The organism is Paenibacillus sp. JT31N11, assembly GCF_056269285.1.
Genome location: NZ_JBWDNQ010000002.1, coordinates 485,210 through 506,518, shown reverse-complemented (window position 1 = coordinate 506,518; position 21,309 = coordinate 485,210). Strand labels below are relative to the sequence as shown.

Here is a 21,309-nt window from a genome sequence, read left to right as displayed (position 1 = left end):
AACGTTTTGTTTAAAAGCGGTTTGCGATCAGTTGGAAGATTTTGAACAAAATTGCTGTTATGCCAGCCGCCATAAGAGGGCCCACAGGTATGCCGCGCATGAAAATAATGCCGATAATGGATCCTACAACAAGACCAACGATAAGCTGGGGATCGAATTTAAGCATCTCCAGCCCTTTTCCATTGACATAAGTAGCGGCGGCGCCGCCAATCAGCGCAAGTATGCCCGGCCAGGATAATAATGCACCCATAATATCTTTCGATTGAATCCGCTCGGAAGCGAAGGGAACCAGGACACTGAAGGTCAGAAACAGCAGCCCCAGCTCCATTCCCCTCCGCTCGATGGTAGGCAGGTAGCGCTCGAAATGTGTGAGCTTTACAATCAGCAGTATGCACGCTGCCGTCGAAATAATTGGAGATCGGCCAATCAATCCGATAATGATCAGGACAACCAGTATAATTTCCCCGCCCATGCCTGCATGCTCTCCTTTAACGTGATAGCATCGCCGCAAGCTTCGGCCGCGGCGTCCATACTCCCATTGTATGGAACAAGCCCCTCCATTATGTTATTTCAACCTCTTACAATCATGTCACCTTGCATCCGGGGGATAATTTCACTGCTGTCCAACTGGGCACAATGCCTTACATCGCGCGACATGCCCAATTTGATCAACCGCTTTCCGGTGGCGCTTGCAGCAAGGGTCTCATAAATTCTTCCGGAAGCATTGTTATAGAGACTCAGCATTGCGGCTGCGAAATCGTCCATTTCCAAACCGGATGGACTTCCTGCCTGTAGATTCGCTACGATAGCTCCGGCGCATAACCCGTCCTCAAGCGCGAATTCATCATGGCTCCCGGAGCATAACAGCACAATATCGCGCCGAAGCTCCAGTGCGGCCCGCGAACAGGCTGCTGCATTAAGGAGAGACCCGGCCAATAGATGGTCGGCTCTTGCCGCTTTATGCAGCGCTCTCGTCCCGTTGGTCGTAGTCAGAATAATCCGGCGGCCCATAACCGCTTCAGATGTGAACTCATCCGGTGAATTGCCCAGATCAAATCCGGGTATTTTGCGGCAAAAGCGTTCTCCTGCCAGCAGGTCGGAAGGGCGCTGCAGCGCCCTTGCTTCCAGCACGGTTTCCACGGAATAAATGCCTGAGGCGCCTGCCTGAAGAGCGGCAACAATGGTGCTGGCCGCTCTCAATACGTCGATTACAATGGCCGTTCGATGCGTGAAGCGGTCCGCCTGCGCCTCATTAACGCTTGAAATCACCTGGACATGCATTCTGATACCGGCCTCCTTGCCTTGTCAGGCTAGATCATATAATGAATCGGTAATTCATTTTTCAAGCCGAAGCTGAAAGTGTCCGAGCGAAGTCCCCGGCGCATGGTCTCCAGAGACAATGCATCCTGCGGAGGAATATTGCCCAAATGCGCCTCGGGACCGAAGGTGCGAAGCAGCAGCGCTTGCTGCTGTTTAAGCGGCGTTTCCCACATGATCCGGCTGATGCCTCCGAATGACCGTTCCACAGCCAGCAGCACCTCTTCCTTGCAATCGCCATTCTCGTCAAATAAGCCTACTCCCACACCGGACTCCCGCGCTTCAATCGTTATGAGCTCAGCGCCTGCGTACCAGTCCGCATCGGCTGTTGCCTGCAGCTCCGCTATATCGACCGTAGAGCCATTCAGCTTTTTGCCGTATTCGGTTACAACCTGCAGGCCGTGGTTCAGACCCTCGCGTATCAATTCCGAACGTCTGCTTCGGGAGAGCTCTATCGTTCCATCCGATACTTCCACTCCATTAAAGCCGAGGCGGCATATGGTTTCGAAGAACGCCGGTACCAGCTCCTGGCTGACGGCTGCTTCCAGCAGCGTACCGCCTGGCATAATAAGGATTCCATGCCGTTTGGCCAGCTCGATTTTGCCAAGGAGCAGTTCGGTGGGATAGAGGGGGGCTGTTCCAAAACCGATCTTCACACAGGTAATATAGGCTCCGGCTGTCTCCAATAGATCCGAGAAACCGTTTAGGCCCAGACCTTTATCAATGACCATGGTTTGCCCGCGTCCGACGGTTCGGTCCGCGTCGTGCTTATTTTCCGGCTCAAGGGGTGTGATGCGCTGGCCGCCGGGATTCTGCAGCCTTGCAGGCCATGCTGGACGGGAATTTGATCTCATACCTGAAATCTCCTCACTTATAAATAGGTAATAAAAATAGTCTTAACGCCCATTACCAAAGCAATATATGCAATACGGGAAGGGCGTGTGCCCGCTGAAAGTATCATCCAAAGGAGTTTACATTATCGGTATGAACGGCAGACAAGCCTGCATAAGCTTTACTAGTACAAGCAATAGTCTTCAGGCGGGAGGTGAAGATCCCATTTTCAATAAAATCGTTTTTACTATGGCATCGCTGAGGGTATTGTCCGGAACGCTGGAAATATGCGCAGCCATATGGATGCTTCGTTTGAACCAGATCGACAAGGCATTGGCTGTCAATGCTTCGCTGGCGCTGGTAGGGCCGATTATATTAATTACAACCACGACGGTTGGCCTGGTTGGTATGTCGGATAAGCTCTCGTTTGGCAAAATCGTCTGGATCGTTGCAGGCGTTGCCTGTCTACTGACCGGGATTCTCAAAAAATAGCTGAATTCCCGGCATCAATCGGACAAGCGGGCAGTCATAATACTCGGCTTGTCCGAATAGATTGAAACTAGTACCTTACGCTGATCACGTCAGTTGAACTGACCTCGGTCACTTACGCTGACTACGGCTCTATGAAACTACCGCCGCGGCTAAACGATAATCATTACCAGAGGAGGAATGCCTGCATGCTGGATCGTGTAACACATTTGCTGCCCTTGGAACTGATTGCCGTGCTTGAGCGGATTCCGATTCATGTGAGAACCGTCATAGAAGAATTGCGGATACGGGAAGGCCGACCGCTTGAAATTGGCACAGGGGAAGGGTTTTGGTTTGTCGGCGAAGACGGCCAGCTGCTTGCCAAGCCTGAGATGGCGTACAAGCCATCTCCGGAGCTGTGCCGCAAGCTGCTGGAGCGTGTGACGAATCATTCGCTGTATGCGATGGAGGAGGAGCTCCGCCGGGGCTATATTACAGTCGCCGGCGGCCACCGGATCGGTATTGCCGGCCGGACGATTCTGGAGGGCGGCGCGGTGCGGGGCATCCGGGATGTATCGGCGTTCAATTTCAGAATCGCACGCGAAGTCATTGGGGCAGCCGCGTCGCTGCTGCCCAAGATGCTGGATATAAATCGGCGCACCGTTCACCCGGCGCTTATTATTGCCCCGCCGCAGCAGGGGAAAACAACGGTTGTGCGGGATCTGGCAAGAGCCATAAGCAGCGGTGGCTGGGGACATCCCCTGGCTTCCGGCTGGCCGGCCCGCAAGGTTGGCATTATCGACGAGCGGTCGGAGATTGCCGCTTGCGTCCGGGGAGTACCGACCTTTAACGTCGGTCCCAGAACCGATGTAATGGATGCTTGTCCAAAAGCGGAAGGAATGATGATGATGCTCAGATCCATGTCGCCGGAGGTGATGATCGTGGATGAAATCGGCCGTGAGGAGGATGCGGATGCGATTCTCGATGCCAGCCATGCCGGTGTGATCGTGATTGCTACCGCTCATGCAAAGGATATGGAGGAAGCCCGGGGGCGGCCGGTACTCCGCAGGCTGCTGGAGCAGGGAGCATTTGCGATCGGAGTGGAGCTTCGCCGAGGCGTCAATGCCCCTGTGAGCAGGATTGTACCGGTCAGGGCCGGCGGGAGGGCGCCGGCTGCCCGCGAACCGACCCTCACTCCGGGAGGTGATGCCTTTGGTTAAGCTAATTGGCGCAGCGTTGATCCTGTTCGCAGGAACGATGATCGGGTTCATGCAGGCATCCCGCTATGCAGCCCGCCCGCGCCAAATCCGCCAGCTTATACAGGCGGTACAGCGGCTGGAAACGGAGATTGGATACGGTTATACGCCGCTGCCGGATGCCTTCGACCGCTGTGCGGCCCATTTGCCGGAGCCGGGGGCCTCGATTTTTCGGGGAGTCAAGGAGCGGATCAATCAGCCTGAGGGGCTGACCTTCCGGGAATGCTGGGAGCTCTCGCTCGCCGATCACTGGCCGGGCACAGCAATGAGGATTCCCGAGAAGACGGCATTGATCCGCCTGGGTTCGGCGCTTGGCATCAGCGACCGTGAAGACCAGATCAAGCATATGCGTCTTGCCGTTCAGCAGCTGAAGGCAGAAGAAGATACGGCACGGGATGACCAGGCGCGTTACGAGAAGATGTGGAAGAGCCTTGGCGTCCTCATCGCAGCGCTTGTCGTCATTTTGATCGTTTAGTGGGGTGCCAATAACAATGAACATGGATGTTAGCGCCATATTTCAAATTGCGGGGATCGGCATTATTATCGCCATGATCCATACCGTGCTGAAACAGATGGGGAAGGAAGACATGGCGCATTGGGTGACGCTCATCGGATTTGTGGTTGTGCTTTTTATGGTAGTCCGGATGCTCGACGAGTTGTTTCAGGAAATCAAAACGATCTTTCTTTTTCAATGACGAAGGGGATTTTAGGGCAGGTGAACCGGAAATGGAAATCATCCAGATCGTCGGCCTTGGGCTGATTTCAACCGTGCTGATCTTAGTTGTTCGGGAGCAGAAACCGATGTTTGCTTTTCTGCTTGCCGCCTTCACCGGCTTGTTTATCTTCCTGTATGTCATCGGCAAAATAGAAGCGGTCATCGGAATTCTTGAGCAGCTGGCAGACCGGTCAGGCATCCCTACCATTTACCTGAAAACCATTTTGAAAATTATCGGTATCGCGTATATTGCGGAGTTCGGCGCACAAATCGTGCGGGATGCCGGCCAGGAAAGCGTCGCATCAAAAATCGAATTTGCCGGCAAAATTCTGATACTGGTCATGGCCGTACCCATTATTAGCGTCATCGTTGAGACGGTGCTCGGCTTGCTGCCGGCAGGGAGTTGAAGCATGATGAAGCAGCATTTGATCCGCTGGGCAGCCGCAGCCCTGCTTGTCCTTCTCGTTGTGCTTTTCTTGATCCCGGCAGCAGCTCTCGCCGCAACCGTCCCCGATAATCAGGGTGCGCCCGATCCGGCTATCCAGTCAAATGACGATGCCGCGGGCATCAACGAGAGTCTGGCGGACGAGCAGCTCCAGGGAATCGATGCGTCGGCAGTCGAGAATTACTGGAACCAGCTGATGACCGATTATGGAGGTTTTTTTCCAGACCGCAAAGTCCCAAGCTTCATGGAAATGATCACACCGGGCGGGGAAGGCCTTAAGCTGTCCACCGTGCTTTCGGGGCTGCTGCGTTATATGTTTCATGAAGTTCTTTATAACGGCAAGCTGCTTGTAACCATCGTGATCCTTACCGTATTCAGCATGCTGCTGCAGACGATGCAAACCGCCTTTGAACGCAACACAGTCAGCAAAGTGGCATACAGCATTACTTACATGGTTATGATCGTGCTGGCGGTTAACAGCTTTACGGTGGCGATCGGGTATGCCAAAGACGCAATCGGCGGAATGATTCAGTTCATGATGGCGATGGTGCCCTTGCTGCTAACTCTGCTGGCTACCATGGGAAGTATAGTGACCGTTTCTGTGCTGCATCCGCTCATTATTTTCATGATTCACGCTGTCGGATCTGTCATCTATACCATCGTCTTTCCACTGCTCTTCTTCTCGGCGGTGCTGCAGATCGCAAGTGCCATGACGGAGAAATTCAAGGTCAACCACCTGGCTAATGTACTGCGCAATTTCAGTGTAGGGCTTATGGGCGTCATGCTGACCGTCTTCCTGGGGGTGATCTCCGTACAGGGGGCAACCAGCTCGGTAACGGACGGCGTTACGATGCGTACGGCAAAATTTATTACCGGGAATTTTGTTCCCGTCATTGGCCGGACATTCTCCGATGCGGCGGATACCGTGATGTCGGCTTCGCTTTTGGTCAAAAATGCAATCGGTCTTGCCGGGGTTATCATTCTCATTTTCCTATGTGCTTTCCCGGCAATCAAAATACTGACGCTCGCTCTCATCTATAATGTGTCTGCTGCAGTTATGCAGCCCCTGGGCGACAGTCCGATCGTCGAATGTCTGCAAACCATCGGCAAGACACTGATTTATGTATTCGCGGCGCTTGCCGCCGTGAGTCTGATGTTTTTTCTCGCCGTGACGATCATCCTGACCGCGGGCAATGCGGCCGTAATGATCAGGTAGAGCCTTATTCGGGCACAAGGCGGACAAACACTTCTTTCGCCCGGCAAAGGAGGGCAACACGATGCTGACCTGGCTGGCTTCCTGGCTGCAGCAAATTATAGCGGTCGTGCTGTTGGCGGGGTTCATCGACCTGCTTCTCCCCAACCAGACCATGCAGCGTTATGTCAGGCTTGTTGCCGGATTAATCATACTGCTTACAATTCTGACGCCGATTCTGAACCTGCTTCAGGGCGATTTCAGCACAAGGCTGGATCAGAATATGCAGAACTGGTTCAAAAGTGAGCCGGCCAAAGAGAATCTGCGGATGCCGACGCTTCAGGATATCGAGCGTGACGCAGATGCGCTCAGGATCAAGCAGCAGGCTTCCGTCGCCACATTGACGGAGAAGCAGCTGGCTGAAGCGATGCGCGCCCAAATTACCCGGAGCACGGGCATAACGCCGTCTCAAGTGATGGTGAAGCTGGAAGCCGGCACTGGCAAAAGCAATCAGGATGCCCGGGTTGTATCCGTTGTCGTCACTCTCCCGGATCAAACCAGATCAACCTCGGAGATTCCCGACAGCTCGACGGCTGTGGAGAAGACAGGGGATATCAATGTTGGCGGACCAGACGGCTCTATCGAGCAGAAACCGGACAATCCGGCAGAAACGGGAAAAGGCATGAGACCGGTGGAAGAAATCCCTTCCGTTGATGTGATCGTTCAGCTTGATTCGGACAAGGCAGATTCGCAGGCAGCTCCGGGGCAGCCGGGCGAAGCCGGGTATCAGGCGTTAAGCGGGGGCATTGCCGATGCGATCAAGCAGCTGCTTCAGAATGGATGGGCTGTGGATTCGCAATCCATTCTGGTTCGCCAGAAGCAGGAGCTGCCAAGGGGGAACGAGTAGAGACAGGAACAACGCGGTCAGAAGTGTTCTGGAAGCAGTTTGAAAGGAGAGAGCCGAAGTGGCCAAATGGCTGGAGGGAATCGAGAGTATGGTTGGCGGTGGGCCGGGGGGACCGAAGCGGGTACGGACATTGCGCTGGCTGCTCATTATTGGAGGGATCGGAGCCGCGCTGATGCTGGTAAATTCCTTTCTGTCCTTCCAGCCTAGCGAGCCCTCCACGCAGGTGCCCGATGAGACGGCATCATCCGATCAGGCAGCATTTTCAGGTAAAGGCTCCGGCGATCCGGCAAGCTTCGCATCGATCGAGGAACCGCTGGAGAACCGCCTTAAAGATATATTGGAGAAAATCGTAGGGGTCGGATCGATTAATGTTCTGATTACGATCGATTCGACGGAAGAGATTGTAGTCAAGCAAAATGAGAAGGAAACTCAGCAAATTACCGACGAGAGCGATAAGAATGGAGGCAAGCGGCATATGACCTCCATCACCAAAGACGGACAAGTCGTGCTTTATGAGGCTGAAGGCGGCCAAACGCCATTCGTAGTCAAACGCATCAAGCCGCAAATACGGGGTGTTCTCATTGTCGCCAAAGGAGCGGAGAACGCAACGGTTCGCCGGCTTATCCTGGATGCCGTTGAGAAAGGGTTCAACGTCCCGGTCAGCCGCATTTCGGTTGTGCCGAGTAAATATCAATAATGGAATTCCAACCAATCGATTAAGGGAGGCTGTTCGTAAATGAACACGAAAAGACAAACGGTATGGCTTGTGTCAATGCTGAGCTTGATGGTGATTTTATCCGCTTATTACTTGTTTACCGAGGACGTAGACACTTCATCAGACATGCTTACAGACGGCACACAGCAGGAACAGCAGGTTCAGTCGGACGCAACGGAAGCCTCAACAGCGGATACGACACTGGATAATGGCATTACTGTGACAGAGGTTACGGGCGCTGCCAACAGTGATAATGCGGCTTCTGCGGCAGACGATCAAGCTGCCGGAGAGACAGCCGATGCCGTGAAAACGGATGAAGAGGTCATCAATGAAATAGAAGCGTCCGGAGGAGCAGTCAGCACGGTCTTCAATGATATGCAGGAGAAGCGCGATGAGAAATTCTACAGCGAAATCAATCAGCTTTACGGACAAATCTCGGACACGAAACAAAAACCGGAAGAAGCGAGCGCGGCAGTGGAGCAGATCAATCTGCTGGAGGATAAGAATACCCGCATTACCGGTATCGAAGAAGAGCTGACCAAGGAATTCAGCAATGCCTTCGTATCAGAGGAAAATAACAAGTACAAGGTTGTCGTACAGAGCGACAAACTGGAGAAAAGCCAAGCCGACAGCATCATGATGCTGGTTATGAATGAACTGGAAGTCGGCGGCGACCAGGTGTCCGTTCAATACATTCCGAGCAATAAATAACGCTGTAGGCCCCGCTGCCGGGAAAGCAGTGGGGCTTTTTTCCATTAAGGCTATGTAAAAAATGGGTTCGTCTTCACGGGCATTTGTGCTATAATAGGTCTGTTATGAGCAAGTATTTGGTATTTCCTGCTGCGGCACATATGTATTTTCACGCGAAAAGGCAGAAGAGCAATTGCAGTAAGCAGAAAACTAAGCGTATGCTTTCGAAGCAAGTTTTCAGCTGCAGGGAAGCATATTCGAGAAGTATTCAGAAAACTAAGCGTATGCTTTCGAAGCAAGTTTTCAGCTGGCAGGGAAGCATATTCGAGAAGTAAGCAGAAAACTTTTAGGAGTGAAACTATTGTTCAAGCTGAGCGAGATTAAGGAACTGATCAAGCTGGTTGATCAAACTTCCGTACATGAATTAGAAATTGAAAACGAAGGCGCACGTCTGCTTATCCGCAAACCGGGTAAGACGGAAGTCGTGAACGTCCAAGCCGCGTCGCTCGTTCCTACATATACGCAGGCCGTACAAGCCCCGACGAGCCAATCTGTGGCTATGGCATCCACCCAGGTGGATTCTGTTCAGCCTTCCGCGCAAGCCGCGGACAACCTCTACACAATTGTTTCTCCGATGGTCGGCACCTTTTATCGTGCTGCTTCGCCTGAGAACGGACCTTTTGTCAATGTTGGCGACCGTGTGAACGAGAAATCGGTTGTATGTATTCTTGAAGCCATGAAGCTGATGAATGAACTGGAAGCGGAAGTAAAAGGTGAAATCGTCGAAGTTCTTGTTGAGAACGGACAGCTCGTTGAGTTCGGACAGCCTTTGTTCCTGGTCAAGCCGGAGTGAATCTGTCAGGTGTTCATGGATCTGCCTGAAGAGGGATTACTCCCACCTAGAACATTTGTGAACGAGAGGAGCTTATGAGCGTGAAATTCAATAAAATATTGATTGCTAACCGGGGTGAAATTGCTGTCCGGATCATTCGTGCGTGCCGTGAACTCGGTATCCAGACCGTGGCCGTATACTCCGAAGCAGACCGGGAGTCCCTACATGTCCGGCTGGCTGATGAAGCCTACTGCATCGGCCCCGTAGCTTCAAAAGACAGCTATTTGAATTTAACGAATATCATGAGCCTGGCGACGCTCACTGAATGTGACGCGATCCACCCCGGCTATGGATTTTTGGCGGAAAACGCGGATTTTGCCGAGATTTGTGAATCCTGCAATGTGGTGTTTATCGGTCCTTCCCCTGAGGCCATCAGCAAGATGGGCGATAAAGCGGTTGCCAAGCAGACAATGAAAGATGCCGATGTTCCTGTTATTCCAGGCTCGGACGGACTTGTCGAGGATGCGGAAGAGGCGCTGAGAATCGCCCGTGAGATCGGTTATCCACTCATTATCAAGGCAACAGCAGGCGGAGGCGGTAAAGGCATCCGTATTGCTGAAGATGAGGAAGCGCTGATTTCACAAATCACCGCTGCCCAGCAGGAAGCCCAGAAGGCGTTTGGCAATGCCGGCGTTTATCTGGAGAAATATCTGACGGGCATGAAGCATGTTGAAATTCAAATCATGGCTGATAAGCATGGCAATGCCGTCCACTTATTTGAACGCGACTGTTCTGTTCAGCGCCGCCGCCAGAAGCTGGTTGAAGAAGCTCCTTGTCCTGTGCTGAGTGAACCGCTCCGTCAGCGAATGGGCAAAGCCGCTGTTCGGGCTGCGCTCGCCGTAAACTATTCAGGGGCGGGAACGCTTGAATTCCTTTTAGGTCCGGACGACAATTTTTATTTTATGGAGATGAACACGCGTATTCAAGTCGAACATCCCGTTACAGAAATGATTACCGGCGTCGATCTGATCAAAGAGATGATCTCCGTAGCCGAGGGTAATCCGCTATCGATCTCTCAGGATAACCTGAAGATTAACGGATGGTCGATGGAATGCCGCATCAACGCGGAAGATCCGGAGCGTAATTTCATGCCTTCGCCGGGTCAGATCCAGTTTTATTTACCGCCCGGCGGTCTTGGCGTTCGCGTTGACAGCGCCGCTTATCCGGGGTACACAATATCCCCGCACTATGATTCCATGATTGCCAAGCTGATTGTATGGGGAGAGACCCGTGAGGATGCGATCGCCAGAATGAAGCGGGCGCTGGCCGAGTTTGCAATTGACGGCATCCGTACAACGATCCCTTTTCATATGAAGCTGCTCAATCATCCCAAGTTTATTAAAGGCGATTTCGATATCAAGTTTCTTGAAGAATATGATGTAAACGATATTGAGATTTAACTCGTTTATACAACGGGGCTGTATTGAAAACGGGTCAGTTGATGGATATACGAGATGTCCGATATCGTCTTGGTCAATCAAACATTACCGGTTGCTCTGGACAGATAACCAGGCCGAGAAAAATATGCGTCTATCGGTTGCTGTGTGACTATAACCGAGCTGCCGCACAAACAAGCGTCTACCGGTTACTGTGAGACAGCTAACCGAGCCGCAAAAACAAGCGTCTATCAGTTTACTGTGAGACAGCTAACCGAGCCGCAAAAATAAGCGTCTATCGGTTACTGTGAGACAGCTAACCGAGCCGCAAAAATAAGCGTCTATCGGTTACTGTGAGACAGCTAACCGAGCCGCAAAAATAAGCGTCTATCGGTTACTGTGTGACAGCTAACCGAGCCGCAAAAATAAGCGTCTATCGGTTACTGTGTGTTTGTCATATTTCCCTTCGAATGCTATAGTATAGAAAGTAAGAAGCGGATGAGCTATCGGCGAGAGGCTGATGCTACAACATATTGCGGGAGGTGTATGAAAACCATGAGCACGCTGGCAGCGGACTATGAAAAAACCGACATGGGCACTATTCAGATCGCACCCGAGGTTATTGAAGTAATCGCGGGACTTGCAACAGTTGAGATTGAAGGTGTCGCAGGAATGAGCGGCGGATTTGCCGGTGGAATCGCAGAACTGTTGGGCCGCAAGAACTTGTCTAAAGGGGTTAAAGTGGATGTCGGGCAGCGCGAAGCTGCTGTGGATGTTTCCATTATTGTTGAATATGGCAACAGAATTCCGGAAATCGCTTCCGAAATTCAACGTAATGTGAAGCGTTCCATCGAGACCATGACGGGCTTGAATGTCGTTGAAGTCAATGTCCATATTCATGATGTACACTTCAAGACCACAGAGCGGGTTGAAGAAGAAGAGACACCATTTCGCGTAAAGTAATGCGGTTCAAGCTGATAATGAAATGATAGCGTACCCCCTTGTGTATGGGCTTGTCGCTCGGCGCTTGGGGGTTTTATCTAGTGCGCCCCGAGGAGGAGTTTCTCGTTGATTAGAGTGTTGGACAAGCTTCTGCTGTTCCTGTATAGTCTGGCAATTGGTGCACTGTCGGTTTTTGCTTTCTGTACCGGTTTCAATTGGGTACCTGAAAAAGGGTTCAGAGATTTCATAAGCACCTTGTATAATGGCGAAATGGAATGGCTGCAAGTGACCGTTATCATCGTCTCTGTGGTCATTTTCCTGATTAGTCTGAGATTCTTCTATGTATCCTTGCGCCGCAGCAATGCATCGATGCCGTCTATCGATCAACGAACAGAGTATGGCGATATTCGTATCTCGCTCGAGACCGTTGAGAATCTTGCGTTGAAGGCTGCAGGACGGCAGCGGGGAGTAAAGGATCTTCGGGCGCGTATTCGGATTAGTGAAGCTGGCATCGAGATTACGCTGCGTGCAATTGCCGATGGCGAAAGTCCGATTCCCACGTTGACAGAGGATATCCAGCGTACCGTCAAGTCTCATGTGGAAGAGATTACAGGGATACCGGTTGCGACGGTTTCGGTCTATGTGGCGAACATCATCCAGACGGCCAACTATAAAAGTCGCGTGGAATAGGGGGGCTGCCGATGTTATGGAGGGAAATTTGGATAAGCTACGGAGGCCGCATTGCGGGTCTGACCGTGGCCATCGTGCTGGGTCTCCTGTATTTTATTGTGGGGTTTTGGGATATGCTGTTTTTTGGCTTGCTGCTATGGATAGGCTATACCGTAGGCAAAATGAAAGACGAGCAGAGCGGACCCATCATTCCATGGAGCCGTCTGACCGAGTGGCTCATGCAGCGATGGCGTCCATTCAAATAGTACTGTGATCTCCTCCGTACTCCGGACACGGCATTTGGCTGTTCGGAGCAGGGAGGAGATCATATTTTTTCCGGACATGAGAAAAGCGAAGGATCAGCCAAAGAAGTACAGGATAGGAAAAACAGTTTATATTGATTTTCGGGAGGCCCTATGAAACGAAGGCTTGCAAGGGAGATAGCGGTACAAAGTTTGTACCAGATGGAAATGAACGAAGTATCGGCGGAAGAAGCGGTCGATATGCTGATGAATGAAGTGAAGGAAGAGAATGAAATAGAGGCGGATGTATCGGACGTCTCGCGAATAGACGAGCATGTCAGGGATTTGGTCAATGGGGTAAGTGGGAGCAAAGCGGCTATTGACGATATGCTCCAGCACTATCTGACGGGCTGGCAGGTGGACCGGTTATCGCGTGTCGACCGTCAAGTTCTTCGACTGGCCTGCTTCGAGATGATCTTCCGGGACGATGTTCCGCCAAAAGCGGCGATTAATGAAGCAATTGAGCTTGCCAAGCATTTCGGGACCGAAGAATCCGGGAAATTCGTCAACGGCGTTCTGGGCCGGCTACTCCAGGCACTGGACGAGCTCAAGCCCAATCAGCTTAAAGGCAAACCAAACGAATCCCTAATTGAAAATGAAGTCCAGGAAAAATAGCCAAACCAAGCACCCCATGTGCGCCACATGTAAAGTGTGTCCCGCAAGGGACGTAAACCGTGTGTGCTACAAGGGACGTAAACGGGACAAGCGTAACAAGACCCAAATAGCGTCTCTTACACTCAAACGTTATTGATAACGAAGTTCAAGCACAGCAGGCGCACAGCAAGTAAAGTGTGTCCCGCAAGGGACGTAAACGGGGACAAGCGTGACAAGACCCAAATAGCGTCTCTTACACTCAAATGTTATTCATAACGAAGTTCAAGCACACTAGGTGCACAGCTAGTAAAGTGTGTCCCGCAGGGACGTAAACGGGGACAAGCGCCAAAATGAATGGGGAGCGTCATGGTGGCGCAATCGACAACCATTCGGGTGTCCAGAGGGCGGAGCCCTTGGAATCCCCCTTTCCAAGGGGGACTTAGGGGGATGCCCTAATCTGGATGCCCTTCTATAACGAAAGGAGAAAACAACCAAATGACTGCACAACTCATACAAGGCAAACCAATATCAGACGCCATTCGCGAGCAAATCGCCGAAAAGGCGTCAAGTCTAATTGCCAGAGGGATTACTCCAGGACTGGCCGTCGTACTCGTAGGGGACGATCCGGCATCCCGCGTATATGTAGGAAGCAAGGAGAAAGCCTGCATCCAGCTAGGGTTTTATTCCGAGGTTCATCGCCTGCCGGCTGAGACAAGCCAGAAGGAGCTGCTGCAACTGATCGATAAGCTTAACAAGCAATCGACCATTCACGGTATTCTGGTTCAGCTCCCGCTGCCCAAGCATATCGACGAGAAAGCGGTCATTGATGCGATCAGTGTGGAAAAGGATGTGGACGGCTTTCATCCGGTCAGCGTCGGCAATCTGGTGATCGGCGACGACAGCCTCCTTCCGTGTACGCCTTCCGGCGTTATTGAGCTTATCAAGTCCAGCGGGATGGATATTGCCGGCAAACATGCCGTTGTCATTGGACGCAGCAATATTGTAGGCAAGCCGGTGGCGATGCTGCTGCTGCGGGAGCATGCGACAGTGACGATTTGCCATTCCCGGACCGTAGACATGGAAGCAATCGGCAGGACGGCAGATATACTGGTTGTGGCGATTGGCCGAGCCAAAGCAATTGGCCGTGCTTTCGTCAAACCGGGAGCAGTTGTCATCGACGTCGGCATTAACCGGCTGCCTGATGGCAAGCTGGCAGGAGATGTTGATTTTGACGATGTTCTTGATGTGGCGGGTTATGTAACGCCAGTGCCGGGCGGAGTAGGCCCGATGACGATAACCATGCTGATGCAAAACACGCTTAAAGCCGCAGAACAGGCAAATAAATAGTCGGGAGTGACGAAACCGCATATGGCAGACGGTTCGCGCATTTTTTCGATCAAGGATATTAATAAGTATATCCGGATGAAGCTGGAGTCCGATGTGCTCCTTGGCGATGTATGGCTGCGGGGTGAAATTTCAAATTTCACCCATCATTCAAGCGGCCATATGTATTTTACGCTTAAAGATAAGGATAGTCGGTTAAAATGTATTATGTTCGCCTCGCATAATCAGAAGCTGCCCTTTATGCCTAAGGAAGGGGCAAAGGTTCTGGCGCGGGGGAATGTCTCGGTGTTTGAGCGGGACGGGAACTACCAGTTTTATGTGACGCAAATGCAGCCGGACGGTATCGGCAGCTTGTATTTGGCGTTTGAGCAGTTAAAGCGCAAGCTTGAGGGAGAAGGATTGTTCGAAACGTCCCGCAAACGCGCAATTCCGCGTCATCCAAGAGCGATTGGTGTAATAACCTCACCAACCGGCGCAGCAGTGCGCGATATTATGATTACGCTGCAGCGCCGCCACCCTTCCGTGCCGGTGCTGCTTTTTCCCGTACTCGTACAGGGCAAGGGTTCGGCACCCGCGATAGTCAGAGCGATTGAAATAATGAACCAAATGGCTGAAGTCGACGTATTAATTGTAGGGCGGGGCGGCGGATCGCTGGAAGAACTCTGGGCTTTCAATGAGGAGGCGGTTGCCCGGGCGATGGCCGTTTCGGATATTCCGATTATTTCGGCCGTCGGCCATGAGACTGACTTTACGATTTCTGATTTTGTTGCTGATCTGCGGGCGGCGACACCGACAGCTGCCGCGGAGCTTGCCGTTGCCAATGTCATGGAGCTGCAGGGGCAGCTTAACCAGCTTCGCGGTCGGCTGGATCATGCGCTTCGCAGCACGATGACAAGCCGAAAAGAGCGGCTATCGCGTATCCGGAGATCGCCTCTGTTTGTTAATCCGCGAAAATATTTGCTGCAGCAGGCAGAACGTCTGGACCGTCTGAAAGATAAGCTGGAGCATCGTACCTTGAGGCAGACTCAGCGAAGAAGAGAGAAGCTCATGAGGCTTGGCTCCGCATTGGCCAGCGCACATCCCGGAGAAAAGGCTGCTTACGCGAGGGCAAGGCTGCGGGGAACCTCACAGAGGCTGGAATCCACGATGATTTCTACGATAAAAACACATAGAATGCATCTGACGGCTGCAATCAGGCAATTGGATGCCTTAAGTCCGCTTAAGGTCATGTCTCGAGGGTACAGTCTGGTATATGACGAGCAGGAGAAAACCTTGATCAAATCTATCACCAATGTTCAGCTGGGAGATATGGTGAAGGTGAAGCTGTCTGATGGCCAATTGCAATGTCAGGTGTGGGGCATGAAGGGAGAGGCTTAACCGATGAGCAAGAAGGAGCAGGAAATAACCTTCGAGGAAGCGATCGAGCGTTTGGAAGTCATCGTCAGCCAACTGGAGAACGGTGATGTTCCACTTGAGAAGGCTATTGATCTTTTTCAGGAAGGCATGAAAATGTCCCAACTCTGCGGAGCCAAGCTCGAGCAGGTGGAAAAAAAGATTGAAGTGCTGATCGAATCCGAAAGCGGCTTTACCAAAAAACCGTTTGCCCCGGCAAACGAAGACAGAGGAGAATAAACTTGAACGCTTCGGTTGCTACAGCAGACTATCTATCGCGAACAGCATATGGAATCGAACAGGCGCTAAAAACATCCATTCCGCAGGAGTGGCACATTCCGGCCATATTGCGTGAGGCTATGATGTATTCACTGGAGGCAGGGGGCAAACGCTTGCGTCCCATACTTGTTCTTGCAGCCGCGGAAGCGGTAAAGAACGAATCAGACTCCTATAAGCTGGCGATGCCTGTAGCCTGTGCGATTGAAATGATTCATACCTATTCGCTCATCCATGATGATTTGCCTGCAATGGATAATGATGATTTACGCCGCGGAAAACCAACGAGCCACAAGGTTTTTGGAGAAGCGATGGCTATTTTGGCCGGAGACGGCCTGTTGACTCATGCCTTTTATGCGGTATCACAGGCTGCGGCGCTGGGTGTTCCAACAGATGTTGCCATGGCAATCGTATCCGATTTGGCGAGGCTCTCCGGAGTTTCCGGCATGGTTGGCGGCCAGGCGGCAGACATTCTGGGAGAACAAGGTGTGACCTCGATAACGGAGCTTGAATACATTCATTTGCATAAAACAAGCGATTTGATTGTATTCGCGGTTACGGCAGGAGCCCGCATTGGAGGCGCTAACAGGGATCAGCTCGCAGCCCTCGAACAGTTTGCCCGCAAGCTGGGGCTAGCTTTTCAGGTACAGGACGATATTCTTGATTTAATTGGCGATGAATCCAAGCTTGGCAAGCCGGTGCAAAGCGATGTGCAGCAGCGGAAAGTAACGTATCCCTACATAATCGGAATGGAGCAGAGTCTGGAGCTCGTAGGGAGATTAACGATGGAATCCAAAGCAGCGCTGAAGCAGGCCAATCTGGTGATGCCCGAGAAGCTGCTGTCGATCGCGGATTATTTAATGAATCGGGACCACTGATTTGCCGGCAGTCTTGGGCATAGCGACAATCTATGGTATAATTTACGCTAGAAACGTCGAAAGTTCTCGGACAATGGAGGCTGCCAGCTTAGGAAAGCGAGGAAATAACGTGTTGCTCGAACATATTAATGAGCCGAAGGATCTCAAAAGTCTGTCGGTTGCACAACTGGAGCAGCTTGCCGGAGAAATCCGCGAGTTTTTAATTGCAAAGCTTTCCGCGACTGGCGGGCATCTTGCGTCGAATCTAGGCGTAGTGGAGCTGACGCTTGCTTTGCATTATTTGTATGACAGCCCGAAAGATAAATTTATCTTTGATGTGGGGCATCAGTCTTATGTTCATAAAATGCTGACGGGACGCATGGATCAGTTTGATTCGCTTCGCCAGTACAAAGGATTGTGCGGATTCATCAAACGCGCGGAGAGCGATCACGATGTATGGGAAGCCGGACACAGCAGCACTTCGCTGTCCGCAGCCATGGGTATGGCGCTTGCCCGTGATTTGAAGGGCGAGAATAACAAGGTGGTGGCTGTCATCGGTGATGGCGCACTAACCGGCGGTATGGCACTGGAAGCACTCAACCATATCGGGCATGAGAAGAAGAACATGCTGGTCATTCTGAATGACAATGAAATGTCGATCGCGCCGAATGTCGGTGCCCTGCATCATTATCTGGGGAAAATTCGTACGGACCGCCATTATCAAAAGGCCAAGGAAGAGTTGAATCAACTGCTCAATAAAATTCCGGCGATTGGCGGGAAATTGGCCAAGACAGCGGAAAGATTGAAGGATAGTGTCAAATATTTACTCGTAAGCGGTATTTTATTTGAGCAGTTCGGACTCACGTATTTCGGTCCTGTCGACGGACACGATATCAACCAGCTGCTGGATGTCATGGAACAAGCGAACAATGCTACAGGCCCTGTCTTGGTCCATGTCATTACCGTCAAAGGAAAAGGCTACTCACCCGCTGAAGCGGATTCTTATAAATGGCATGGCATCAACCCCTACAAAATCGAATCGGGCCAGGTTTTAAAAGCGGTGGGCCCGCCAATGTATACAGAGGTTTTCAGCGATGCATTGATTGAGCTCGCCAGGAATGACAAACGTATTATTGCGGTTACGCCGGCTATGCCGGGTGGCTCGGGCCTCACCAAATTTGCCGAAATTTTCCCCAACCGGATGATCGATGTCGGCATCGCGGAGCAGCATGCCGCCACCATGTGCGCGGCGCTGGCAATGGAAGGAATGAAGCCTGTATTTGCGGTTTATTCCACATTCCTGCAGCGTGCTTATGATCAGGTGGTCCATGATATTTGCAGACAAAACGCCAATGTCATATTCGCCATCGACCGGGCGGGCTTTGTTGGTCCGGATGGGGAGACGCATCAGGGAGTGTATGATATCGCCTTCCTGCGTCACATTCCCAATATGGTGCTAATGATGCCCAAAGACGAGAATGAGCTTCACCGTATGATGAAAACAGCGGTTGAATATAATGATGGACCTATTGCAATCCGGTATCCGCGTGTCAATGCGCTTGGGGTCCCGATAGATAAGAACATTACTTCCCTGCAGATCGGTAAATGGGAGACGGTGCGTGAAGGTGATTCAGCCGTTATCCTGGCGATTGGCCCTATGCTGCAGGTGGCTGAGGAATCGGCTGAGCAATTGAAAAGGGAAGGTCTCAATGTGCGTATCGTGAATGCCCGCTTCATCAAACCGCTTGATGAGTCCATGCTGCTTCAACTGGCCAAGGAAGGGCTGCATATGATTGTTCTGGAGGAAGGTTCAACACAAGGCGGCTTAGGCAGCGCCGTGCTGGAATTTTATTCACTTCATAACAAATCCTATAACGGATTGGTCCGTATTATCGGGGTACCTGATGAGTACATCGAGCATGGCTCCATTCCGGAGCAGAGGAAGGAAGCTGGCCTGACTGGGGAACGGGTTGCAACCGAACTCAAAGCAATGCTCCCTCTTATGCGAAAACGCGCACAAGGACCAGCATAAGAACGGAGACAATGATGAATACAGCAAAGGAAAGAATTGATATTCTCCTGGTAGAACAAGGATATTACGAAAGCCGGGAAAAAGCGAAAGCGGCATTAATGGCGGGACTTGTACTTGTTGAAGGCGAACGGATTGAGAAAAGCGGAATGAAGATATTGCGAACATCCGCAATCACCGTCAAAGGCGCGCCGCATCCCTACGTCAGCCGCGGCGGATTAAAGCTTGCGAAGGCGATAAACAAGTTCGGATTATCTCTGGAAGGGGCCATTATGCTCGATATTGGCGCTTCTACAGGGGGATTTACGGATTGTGCCCTGCAGAATGGCGCATCCTACGTCTATGCTGTGGATGTTGGATACAATCAACTGGATTGGTCCCTGCGTCAGGACAGCAGAGTTGATGTGATGGAGCGGACGAATTTCCGCTATACACAGCCTGCGGATCTAAAGGGTCCACAGCCTGATTTTGCGACCATTGATGTTTCTTTCATATCTCTCAAGCACATTTTACCTGCACTGGGAACCCTGCTCAAGGAGGGTGCCGGCGTTGTTGCGCTTATTAAGCCTCAATTCGAAGCAGGCCGGGAGAAGGTGGGCAAATCGGGCGTTGTACGTGATTCCAAGGTTCATGAGGAAGTGTTGAATAAAGTATTAGGCTTTGCAGCCGAGCTGGGGTTTTCCCTGCAGGATGTCACTTTCTCGCCTATTACGGGAGGGGAAGGCAACATCGAATTTTTAGGCTATTGGATATGGAAGCCGGGTACGACAGAAATACCTCTGTCTGAAGGGGCTGTTGCAGCGCTTGTCCAGGAAGCCGCGCAAACTTTTGCCCAAGGCAGTCCAAAAAAAGCGTAACAGTTTCAACTTAGCCATTAATATTATGATTCGGAGCTGTTCCTGCAGTGCAGGAAGGCTCTTTTTTTATTTTTCCGAATGATACCCCTTTGCAGAATCCGATTTTTTTGTTAAACTAGAAAAAAACCAAACAAGCGTTCGGTATTTGAGCAAAGAGGAAATACCCCCTCCAGCGCGAAATGATGTATGAAGCATTAATTGGGAGTGAATGGAGGGGGTTTCTTGGGAAAGTACGGAGACTGGCTAGTGATGCTGATCGCTGGTTGTATCATTATCTTTTGGCTTTACCGTGTTTTCTACCGGTGGCTGCATGAACCGCCGGGCATGAATACCAAGCTTCTTCTCAGTGAAGCTGAAGATGTGGATGACAGTGACGAGAATGTTCGATTTCTGGAGCAGGCAGGCTACGAGGTGACCCATGGGAAGTACAGGCTGCCCATTCATATCGATTTGGACGGTCAGCAGCTTCAGAGCCGGCTGTTCATTGATTTAATTGCCGAGAAAGATGGCAAATATTATATTGTCAAGACCTCCCGTGACCGCATGCCTATGGATTGGACGGGCAGTGGAGTCCGGGACAGGCTGCTGGTGTACTCGCTGCTCCTGCCGGAAAGCGACGGCGTCTTGTTCATCGACCAGAAGGAAAGGACCATCCGCACAATTACGTTCCGATTTGGATGACCGTTATATATAAGCAGACAAAGCAAAGGGGGATCCCATGAAAAGTGTCAGACATATGAAAATTCGTGAAATAATAAACAGCCAAGTCATTGAAACTCAGGACGAGCTTGTTGATTCGCTCAGGGCTGCCGGGCTGCAGGTGACACAAGCTACCGTATCACGGGATATTAAAGAACTGCAATTAATTAAGGTGTCCGCTGATGGCGGGCGTTATAAGTACTCACTGCCACAGGAGCAGCGGATGAATCCCATCCATAAACTGAAACGGACACTTTCGGATCATTTTCTGCATATAGATCATACCGACAATCTGGTTGTCATGAAATGCCTTCCCGGTACAGCGAATGCCATCGGAGCCATGATTGATAATATGGAATGGCCTGAGGTTATGGGGACTATCTGCGGCGATGATACGATCCTGATGATTTGCCGGACCAAAACGCAAAGCGGAGAAGTCATTGACAGATTGCTTGGCTTAATGAATTAAATGAATTAGATGCTTTAGATATTTCCAGGAAATTCTTGCGGTATATGCCGCTCGGGATGAACTTAAGGAGGGGAC

The 21,309-nt window shown here is 51.4% G+C and carries 26 protein-coding genes; 23 read left to right on the top strand and 3 right to left on the bottom strand.

The window, feature by feature from the left end; translation table 11 throughout:
- Positions 1–10: 10 nt before the first annotated feature.
- From AC0YNV_RS10460 to comA, 3 genes are all read right to left on the bottom strand, one after another.
- Positions 11–472, bottom strand: a complete 462-nt coding sequence (locus AC0YNV_RS10460) for a DUF441 domain-containing protein (RefSeq protein WP_210041965.1) — start codon at positions 470–472, stop codon at positions 11–13.
- A 98-nt stretch (positions 473–570) separates the two neighbouring features.
- Complete coding sequence (locus AC0YNV_RS10455; protein WP_210041963.1) at positions 571–1,281, bottom strand: 2-phosphosulfolactate phosphatase; 711 nt, start codon at positions 1,279–1,281, stop codon at positions 571–573.
- A 29-nt stretch (positions 1,282–1,310) separates the two neighbouring features.
- Complete coding sequence (comA, locus tag AC0YNV_RS10450) at positions 1,311–2,171, bottom strand: phosphosulfolactate synthase (RefSeq protein WP_475768058.1); 861 nt, start codon at positions 2,169–2,171, stop codon at positions 1,311–1,313.
- Positions 2,172–2,373: 202 nt separating this feature from the next.
- On the opposite strand from comA, the gene AC0YNV_RS10445 reads away from it, so the two are divergent.
- The 23 genes from AC0YNV_RS10445 (at position 2,374) to ahrC (ending at position 21,234) form a co-directional block, all read left to right on the top strand.
- A complete protein-coding gene (locus AC0YNV_RS10445; RefSeq protein WP_475768412.1) occupies positions 2,374–2,640 on the top strand; it encodes a YqhV family protein in 267 nt (88 codons plus the stop codon).
- Positions 2,641–2,825: 185 nt separating this feature from the next.
- Entirely contained in the window at positions 2,826–3,836 is a 1,011-nt protein-coding gene (spoIIIAA, locus tag AC0YNV_RS10440) for a stage III sporulation protein AA (protein ID WP_475768056.1), read from the top strand.
- The gene (gene spoIIIAB / locus AC0YNV_RS10435; RefSeq protein WP_475768054.1) at positions 3,829–4,347 is read left to right on the top strand and encodes a stage III sporulation protein SpoIIIAB; all 519 of its coding nucleotides are present in this window, start codon (positions 3,829–3,831) and stop codon (positions 4,345–4,347) included. The genes spoIIIAA and spoIIIAB overlap by 8 nt, the downstream gene beginning before the upstream one ends.
- A gap of 16 nt (positions 4,348–4,363) precedes the next feature.
- Positions 4,364–4,567: a stage III sporulation protein AC gene (gene spoIIIAC / locus AC0YNV_RS10430; protein WP_210041931.1), complete on the top strand. Its 204-nt coding sequence runs from the start codon at positions 4,364–4,366 to the stop codon at positions 4,565–4,567.
- 31 nt (positions 4,568–4,598) lie between these two features.
- Positions 4,599–4,994 (top strand): stage III sporulation protein AD, encoded by a 396-nt coding sequence (spoIIIAD, locus tag AC0YNV_RS10425; protein WP_475768052.1) that lies wholly within the window; start codon positions 4,599–4,601, stop codon positions 4,992–4,994.
- Positions 4,995–4,997: 3 nt separating this feature from the next.
- A complete protein-coding gene (gene spoIIIAE / locus AC0YNV_RS10420) occupies positions 4,998–6,248 on the top strand; it encodes a stage III sporulation protein AE (RefSeq protein ID WP_475768050.1) in 1,251 nt (416 codons plus the stop codon).
- 61 nt (positions 6,249–6,309) lie between these two features.
- Positions 6,310–7,131: a stage III sporulation protein AF gene (gene spoIIIAF, locus AC0YNV_RS10415; RefSeq protein WP_475768048.1), complete on the top strand. Its 822-nt coding sequence runs from the start codon at positions 6,310–6,312 to the stop codon at positions 7,129–7,131.
- Between the two features lie 58 nt (positions 7,132–7,189).
- Positions 7,190–7,828 (top strand): stage III sporulation protein AG, encoded by a 639-nt coding sequence (gene spoIIIAG / locus AC0YNV_RS10410; RefSeq protein ID WP_475768046.1) that lies wholly within the window; start codon positions 7,190–7,192, stop codon positions 7,826–7,828.
- 39 nt (positions 7,829–7,867) lie between these two features.
- A complete protein-coding gene (locus tag AC0YNV_RS10405) occupies positions 7,868–8,557 on the top strand; it encodes a SpoIIIAH-like family protein (protein ID WP_475768044.1) in 690 nt (229 codons plus the stop codon).
- Positions 8,558–8,897: 340 nt separating this feature from the next.
- Positions 8,898–9,389: an acetyl-CoA carboxylase biotin carboxyl carrier protein gene (gene accB / locus AC0YNV_RS10400; RefSeq protein ID WP_475768042.1), complete on the top strand. Its 492-nt coding sequence runs from the start codon at positions 8,898–8,900 to the stop codon at positions 9,387–9,389.
- An 80-nt stretch (positions 9,390–9,469) separates the two neighbouring features.
- Positions 9,470–10,828 (top strand): acetyl-CoA carboxylase biotin carboxylase subunit, encoded by a 1,359-nt coding sequence (gene accC / locus AC0YNV_RS10395; protein WP_475768040.1) that lies wholly within the window; start codon positions 9,470–9,472, stop codon positions 10,826–10,828.
- Between the two features lie 531 nt (positions 10,829–11,359).
- Positions 11,360–11,767 carry an Asp23/Gls24 family envelope stress response protein gene (locus AC0YNV_RS10390; protein WP_475768038.1) on the top strand — a complete coding sequence of 136 codons (408 nt, stop codon included), beginning with the start codon at positions 11,360–11,362 and terminating at the stop codon, positions 11,765–11,767.
- Positions 11,768–11,872: 105 nt separating this feature from the next.
- Entirely contained in the window at positions 11,873–12,436 is a 564-nt protein-coding gene (amaP, locus tag AC0YNV_RS10385) for an alkaline shock response membrane anchor protein AmaP (protein ID WP_475768036.1), read from the top strand.
- 11 nt (positions 12,437–12,447) lie between these two features.
- Entirely contained in the window at positions 12,448–12,681 is a 234-nt protein-coding gene (locus tag AC0YNV_RS10380; RefSeq protein ID WP_210041865.1) for a DUF2273 domain-containing protein, read from the top strand.
- Positions 12,682–12,831: 150 nt separating this feature from the next.
- Positions 12,832–13,332: a transcription antitermination factor NusB gene (gene nusB / locus AC0YNV_RS10375; protein ID WP_210041857.1), complete on the top strand. Its 501-nt coding sequence runs from the start codon at positions 12,832–12,834 to the stop codon at positions 13,330–13,332.
- A gap of 474 nt (positions 13,333–13,806) precedes the next feature.
- Positions 13,807–14,658, top strand: coding sequence for a bifunctional methylenetetrahydrofolate dehydrogenase/methenyltetrahydrofolate cyclohydrolase FolD (gene folD / locus AC0YNV_RS10370; RefSeq protein ID WP_475768034.1), 852 nt, complete (start codon positions 13,807–13,809; stop codon positions 14,656–14,658).
- A 21-nt stretch (positions 14,659–14,679) separates the two neighbouring features.
- Positions 14,680–16,032: an exodeoxyribonuclease VII large subunit gene (gene xseA / locus AC0YNV_RS10365; protein ID WP_475768032.1), complete on the top strand. Its 1,353-nt coding sequence runs from the start codon at positions 14,680–14,682 to the stop codon at positions 16,030–16,032.
- Positions 16,033–16,035: 3 nt separating this feature from the next.
- Complete coding sequence (gene xseB, locus AC0YNV_RS10360; RefSeq protein ID WP_475768030.1) at positions 16,036–16,287, top strand: exodeoxyribonuclease VII small subunit; 252 nt, start codon at positions 16,036–16,038, stop codon at positions 16,285–16,287.
- 2 nt (positions 16,288–16,289) lie between these two features.
- A complete protein-coding gene (locus AC0YNV_RS10355) occupies positions 16,290–17,201 on the top strand; it encodes a polyprenyl synthetase family protein (protein ID WP_475768028.1) in 912 nt (303 codons plus the stop codon).
- 109 nt (positions 17,202–17,310) lie between these two features.
- Positions 17,311–19,212, top strand: a complete 1,902-nt coding sequence (dxs, locus tag AC0YNV_RS10350) for a 1-deoxy-D-xylulose-5-phosphate synthase (protein WP_475768026.1) — start codon at positions 17,311–17,313, stop codon at positions 19,210–19,212.
- Positions 19,213–19,223: 11 nt separating this feature from the next.
- A complete protein-coding gene (locus AC0YNV_RS10345) occupies positions 19,224–20,066 on the top strand; it encodes a TlyA family RNA methyltransferase (protein WP_475768024.1) in 843 nt (280 codons plus the stop codon).
- Between the two features lie 222 nt (positions 20,067–20,288).
- The gene (locus AC0YNV_RS10340; protein WP_210041833.1) at positions 20,289–20,747 is read left to right on the top strand and encodes a hypothetical protein; all 459 of its coding nucleotides are present in this window, start codon (positions 20,289–20,291) and stop codon (positions 20,745–20,747) included.
- A 37-nt stretch (positions 20,748–20,784) separates the two neighbouring features.
- The gene (gene ahrC, locus AC0YNV_RS10335; RefSeq protein WP_210041825.1) at positions 20,785–21,234 is read left to right on the top strand and encodes a transcriptional regulator AhrC/ArgR; all 450 of its coding nucleotides are present in this window, start codon (positions 20,785–20,787) and stop codon (positions 21,232–21,234) included.
- Positions 21,235–21,309: the final 75 nt, after the last annotated feature.

What these genes read in the sequence shown, in the direction of transcription:
- AC0YNV_RS10460 (WP_210041965.1), bottom strand. Translation starts at nt 472, where the DNA reads ATGGGCGGGGAAATTATACTGGTTGTCCTGATCATTATCGGATTGATT.
- comA (WP_475768058.1), bottom strand. Translation starts at nt 2,171, where the DNA reads ATGAGATCAAATTCCCGTCCAGCATGGCCTGCAAGGCTGCAGAATCCC.
- xseA (WP_475768032.1), top strand. Translation starts at nt 14,680, where the DNA reads ATGGCAGACGGTTCGCGCATTTTTTCGATCAAGGATATTAATAAGTAT.
- spoIIIAC (WP_210041931.1), top strand. Translation starts at nt 4,364, where the DNA reads ATGAACATGGATGTTAGCGCCATATTTCAAATTGCGGGGATCGGCATT.
- AC0YNV_RS10405 (WP_475768044.1), top strand. Translation starts at nt 7,868, where the DNA reads ATGAACACGAAAAGACAAACGGTATGGCTTGTGTCAATGCTGAGCTTG.
- spoIIIAF (WP_475768048.1), top strand. Translation starts at nt 6,310, where the DNA reads ATGCTGACCTGGCTGGCTTCCTGGCTGCAGCAAATTATAGCGGTCGTG.
- spoIIIAE (WP_475768050.1), top strand. Translation starts at nt 4,998, where the DNA reads ATGATGAAGCAGCATTTGATCCGCTGGGCAGCCGCAGCCCTGCTTGTC.
- AC0YNV_RS10345 (WP_475768024.1), top strand. Translation starts at nt 19,224, where the DNA reads ATGATGAATACAGCAAAGGAAAGAATTGATATTCTCCTGGTAGAACAA.
- ahrC (WP_210041825.1), top strand. Translation starts at nt 20,785, where the DNA reads ATGAAAAGTGTCAGACATATGAAAATTCGTGAAATAATAAACAGCCAA.
- folD (WP_475768034.1), top strand. Translation starts at nt 13,807, where the DNA reads ATGACTGCACAACTCATACAAGGCAAACCAATATCAGACGCCATTCGC.
- nusB (WP_210041857.1), top strand. Translation starts at nt 12,832, where the DNA reads ATGAAACGAAGGCTTGCAAGGGAGATAGCGGTACAAAGTTTGTACCAG.
- AC0YNV_RS10380 (WP_210041865.1), top strand. Translation starts at nt 12,448, where the DNA reads ATGTTATGGAGGGAAATTTGGATAAGCTACGGAGGCCGCATTGCGGGT.
- AC0YNV_RS10390 (WP_475768038.1), top strand. Translation starts at nt 11,360, where the DNA reads ATGAGCACGCTGGCAGCGGACTATGAAAAAACCGACATGGGCACTATT.
- spoIIIAD (WP_475768052.1), top strand. Translation starts at nt 4,599, where the DNA reads ATGGAAATCATCCAGATCGTCGGCCTTGGGCTGATTTCAACCGTGCTG.
- AC0YNV_RS10455 (WP_210041963.1), bottom strand. Translation starts at nt 1,281, where the DNA reads ATGCATGTCCAGGTGATTTCAAGCGTTAATGAGGCGCAGGCGGACCGC.
- xseB (WP_475768030.1), top strand. Translation starts at nt 16,036, where the DNA reads ATGAGCAAGAAGGAGCAGGAAATAACCTTCGAGGAAGCGATCGAGCGT.
- spoIIIAA (WP_475768056.1), top strand. Translation starts at nt 2,826, where the DNA reads ATGCTGGATCGTGTAACACATTTGCTGCCCTTGGAACTGATTGCCGTG.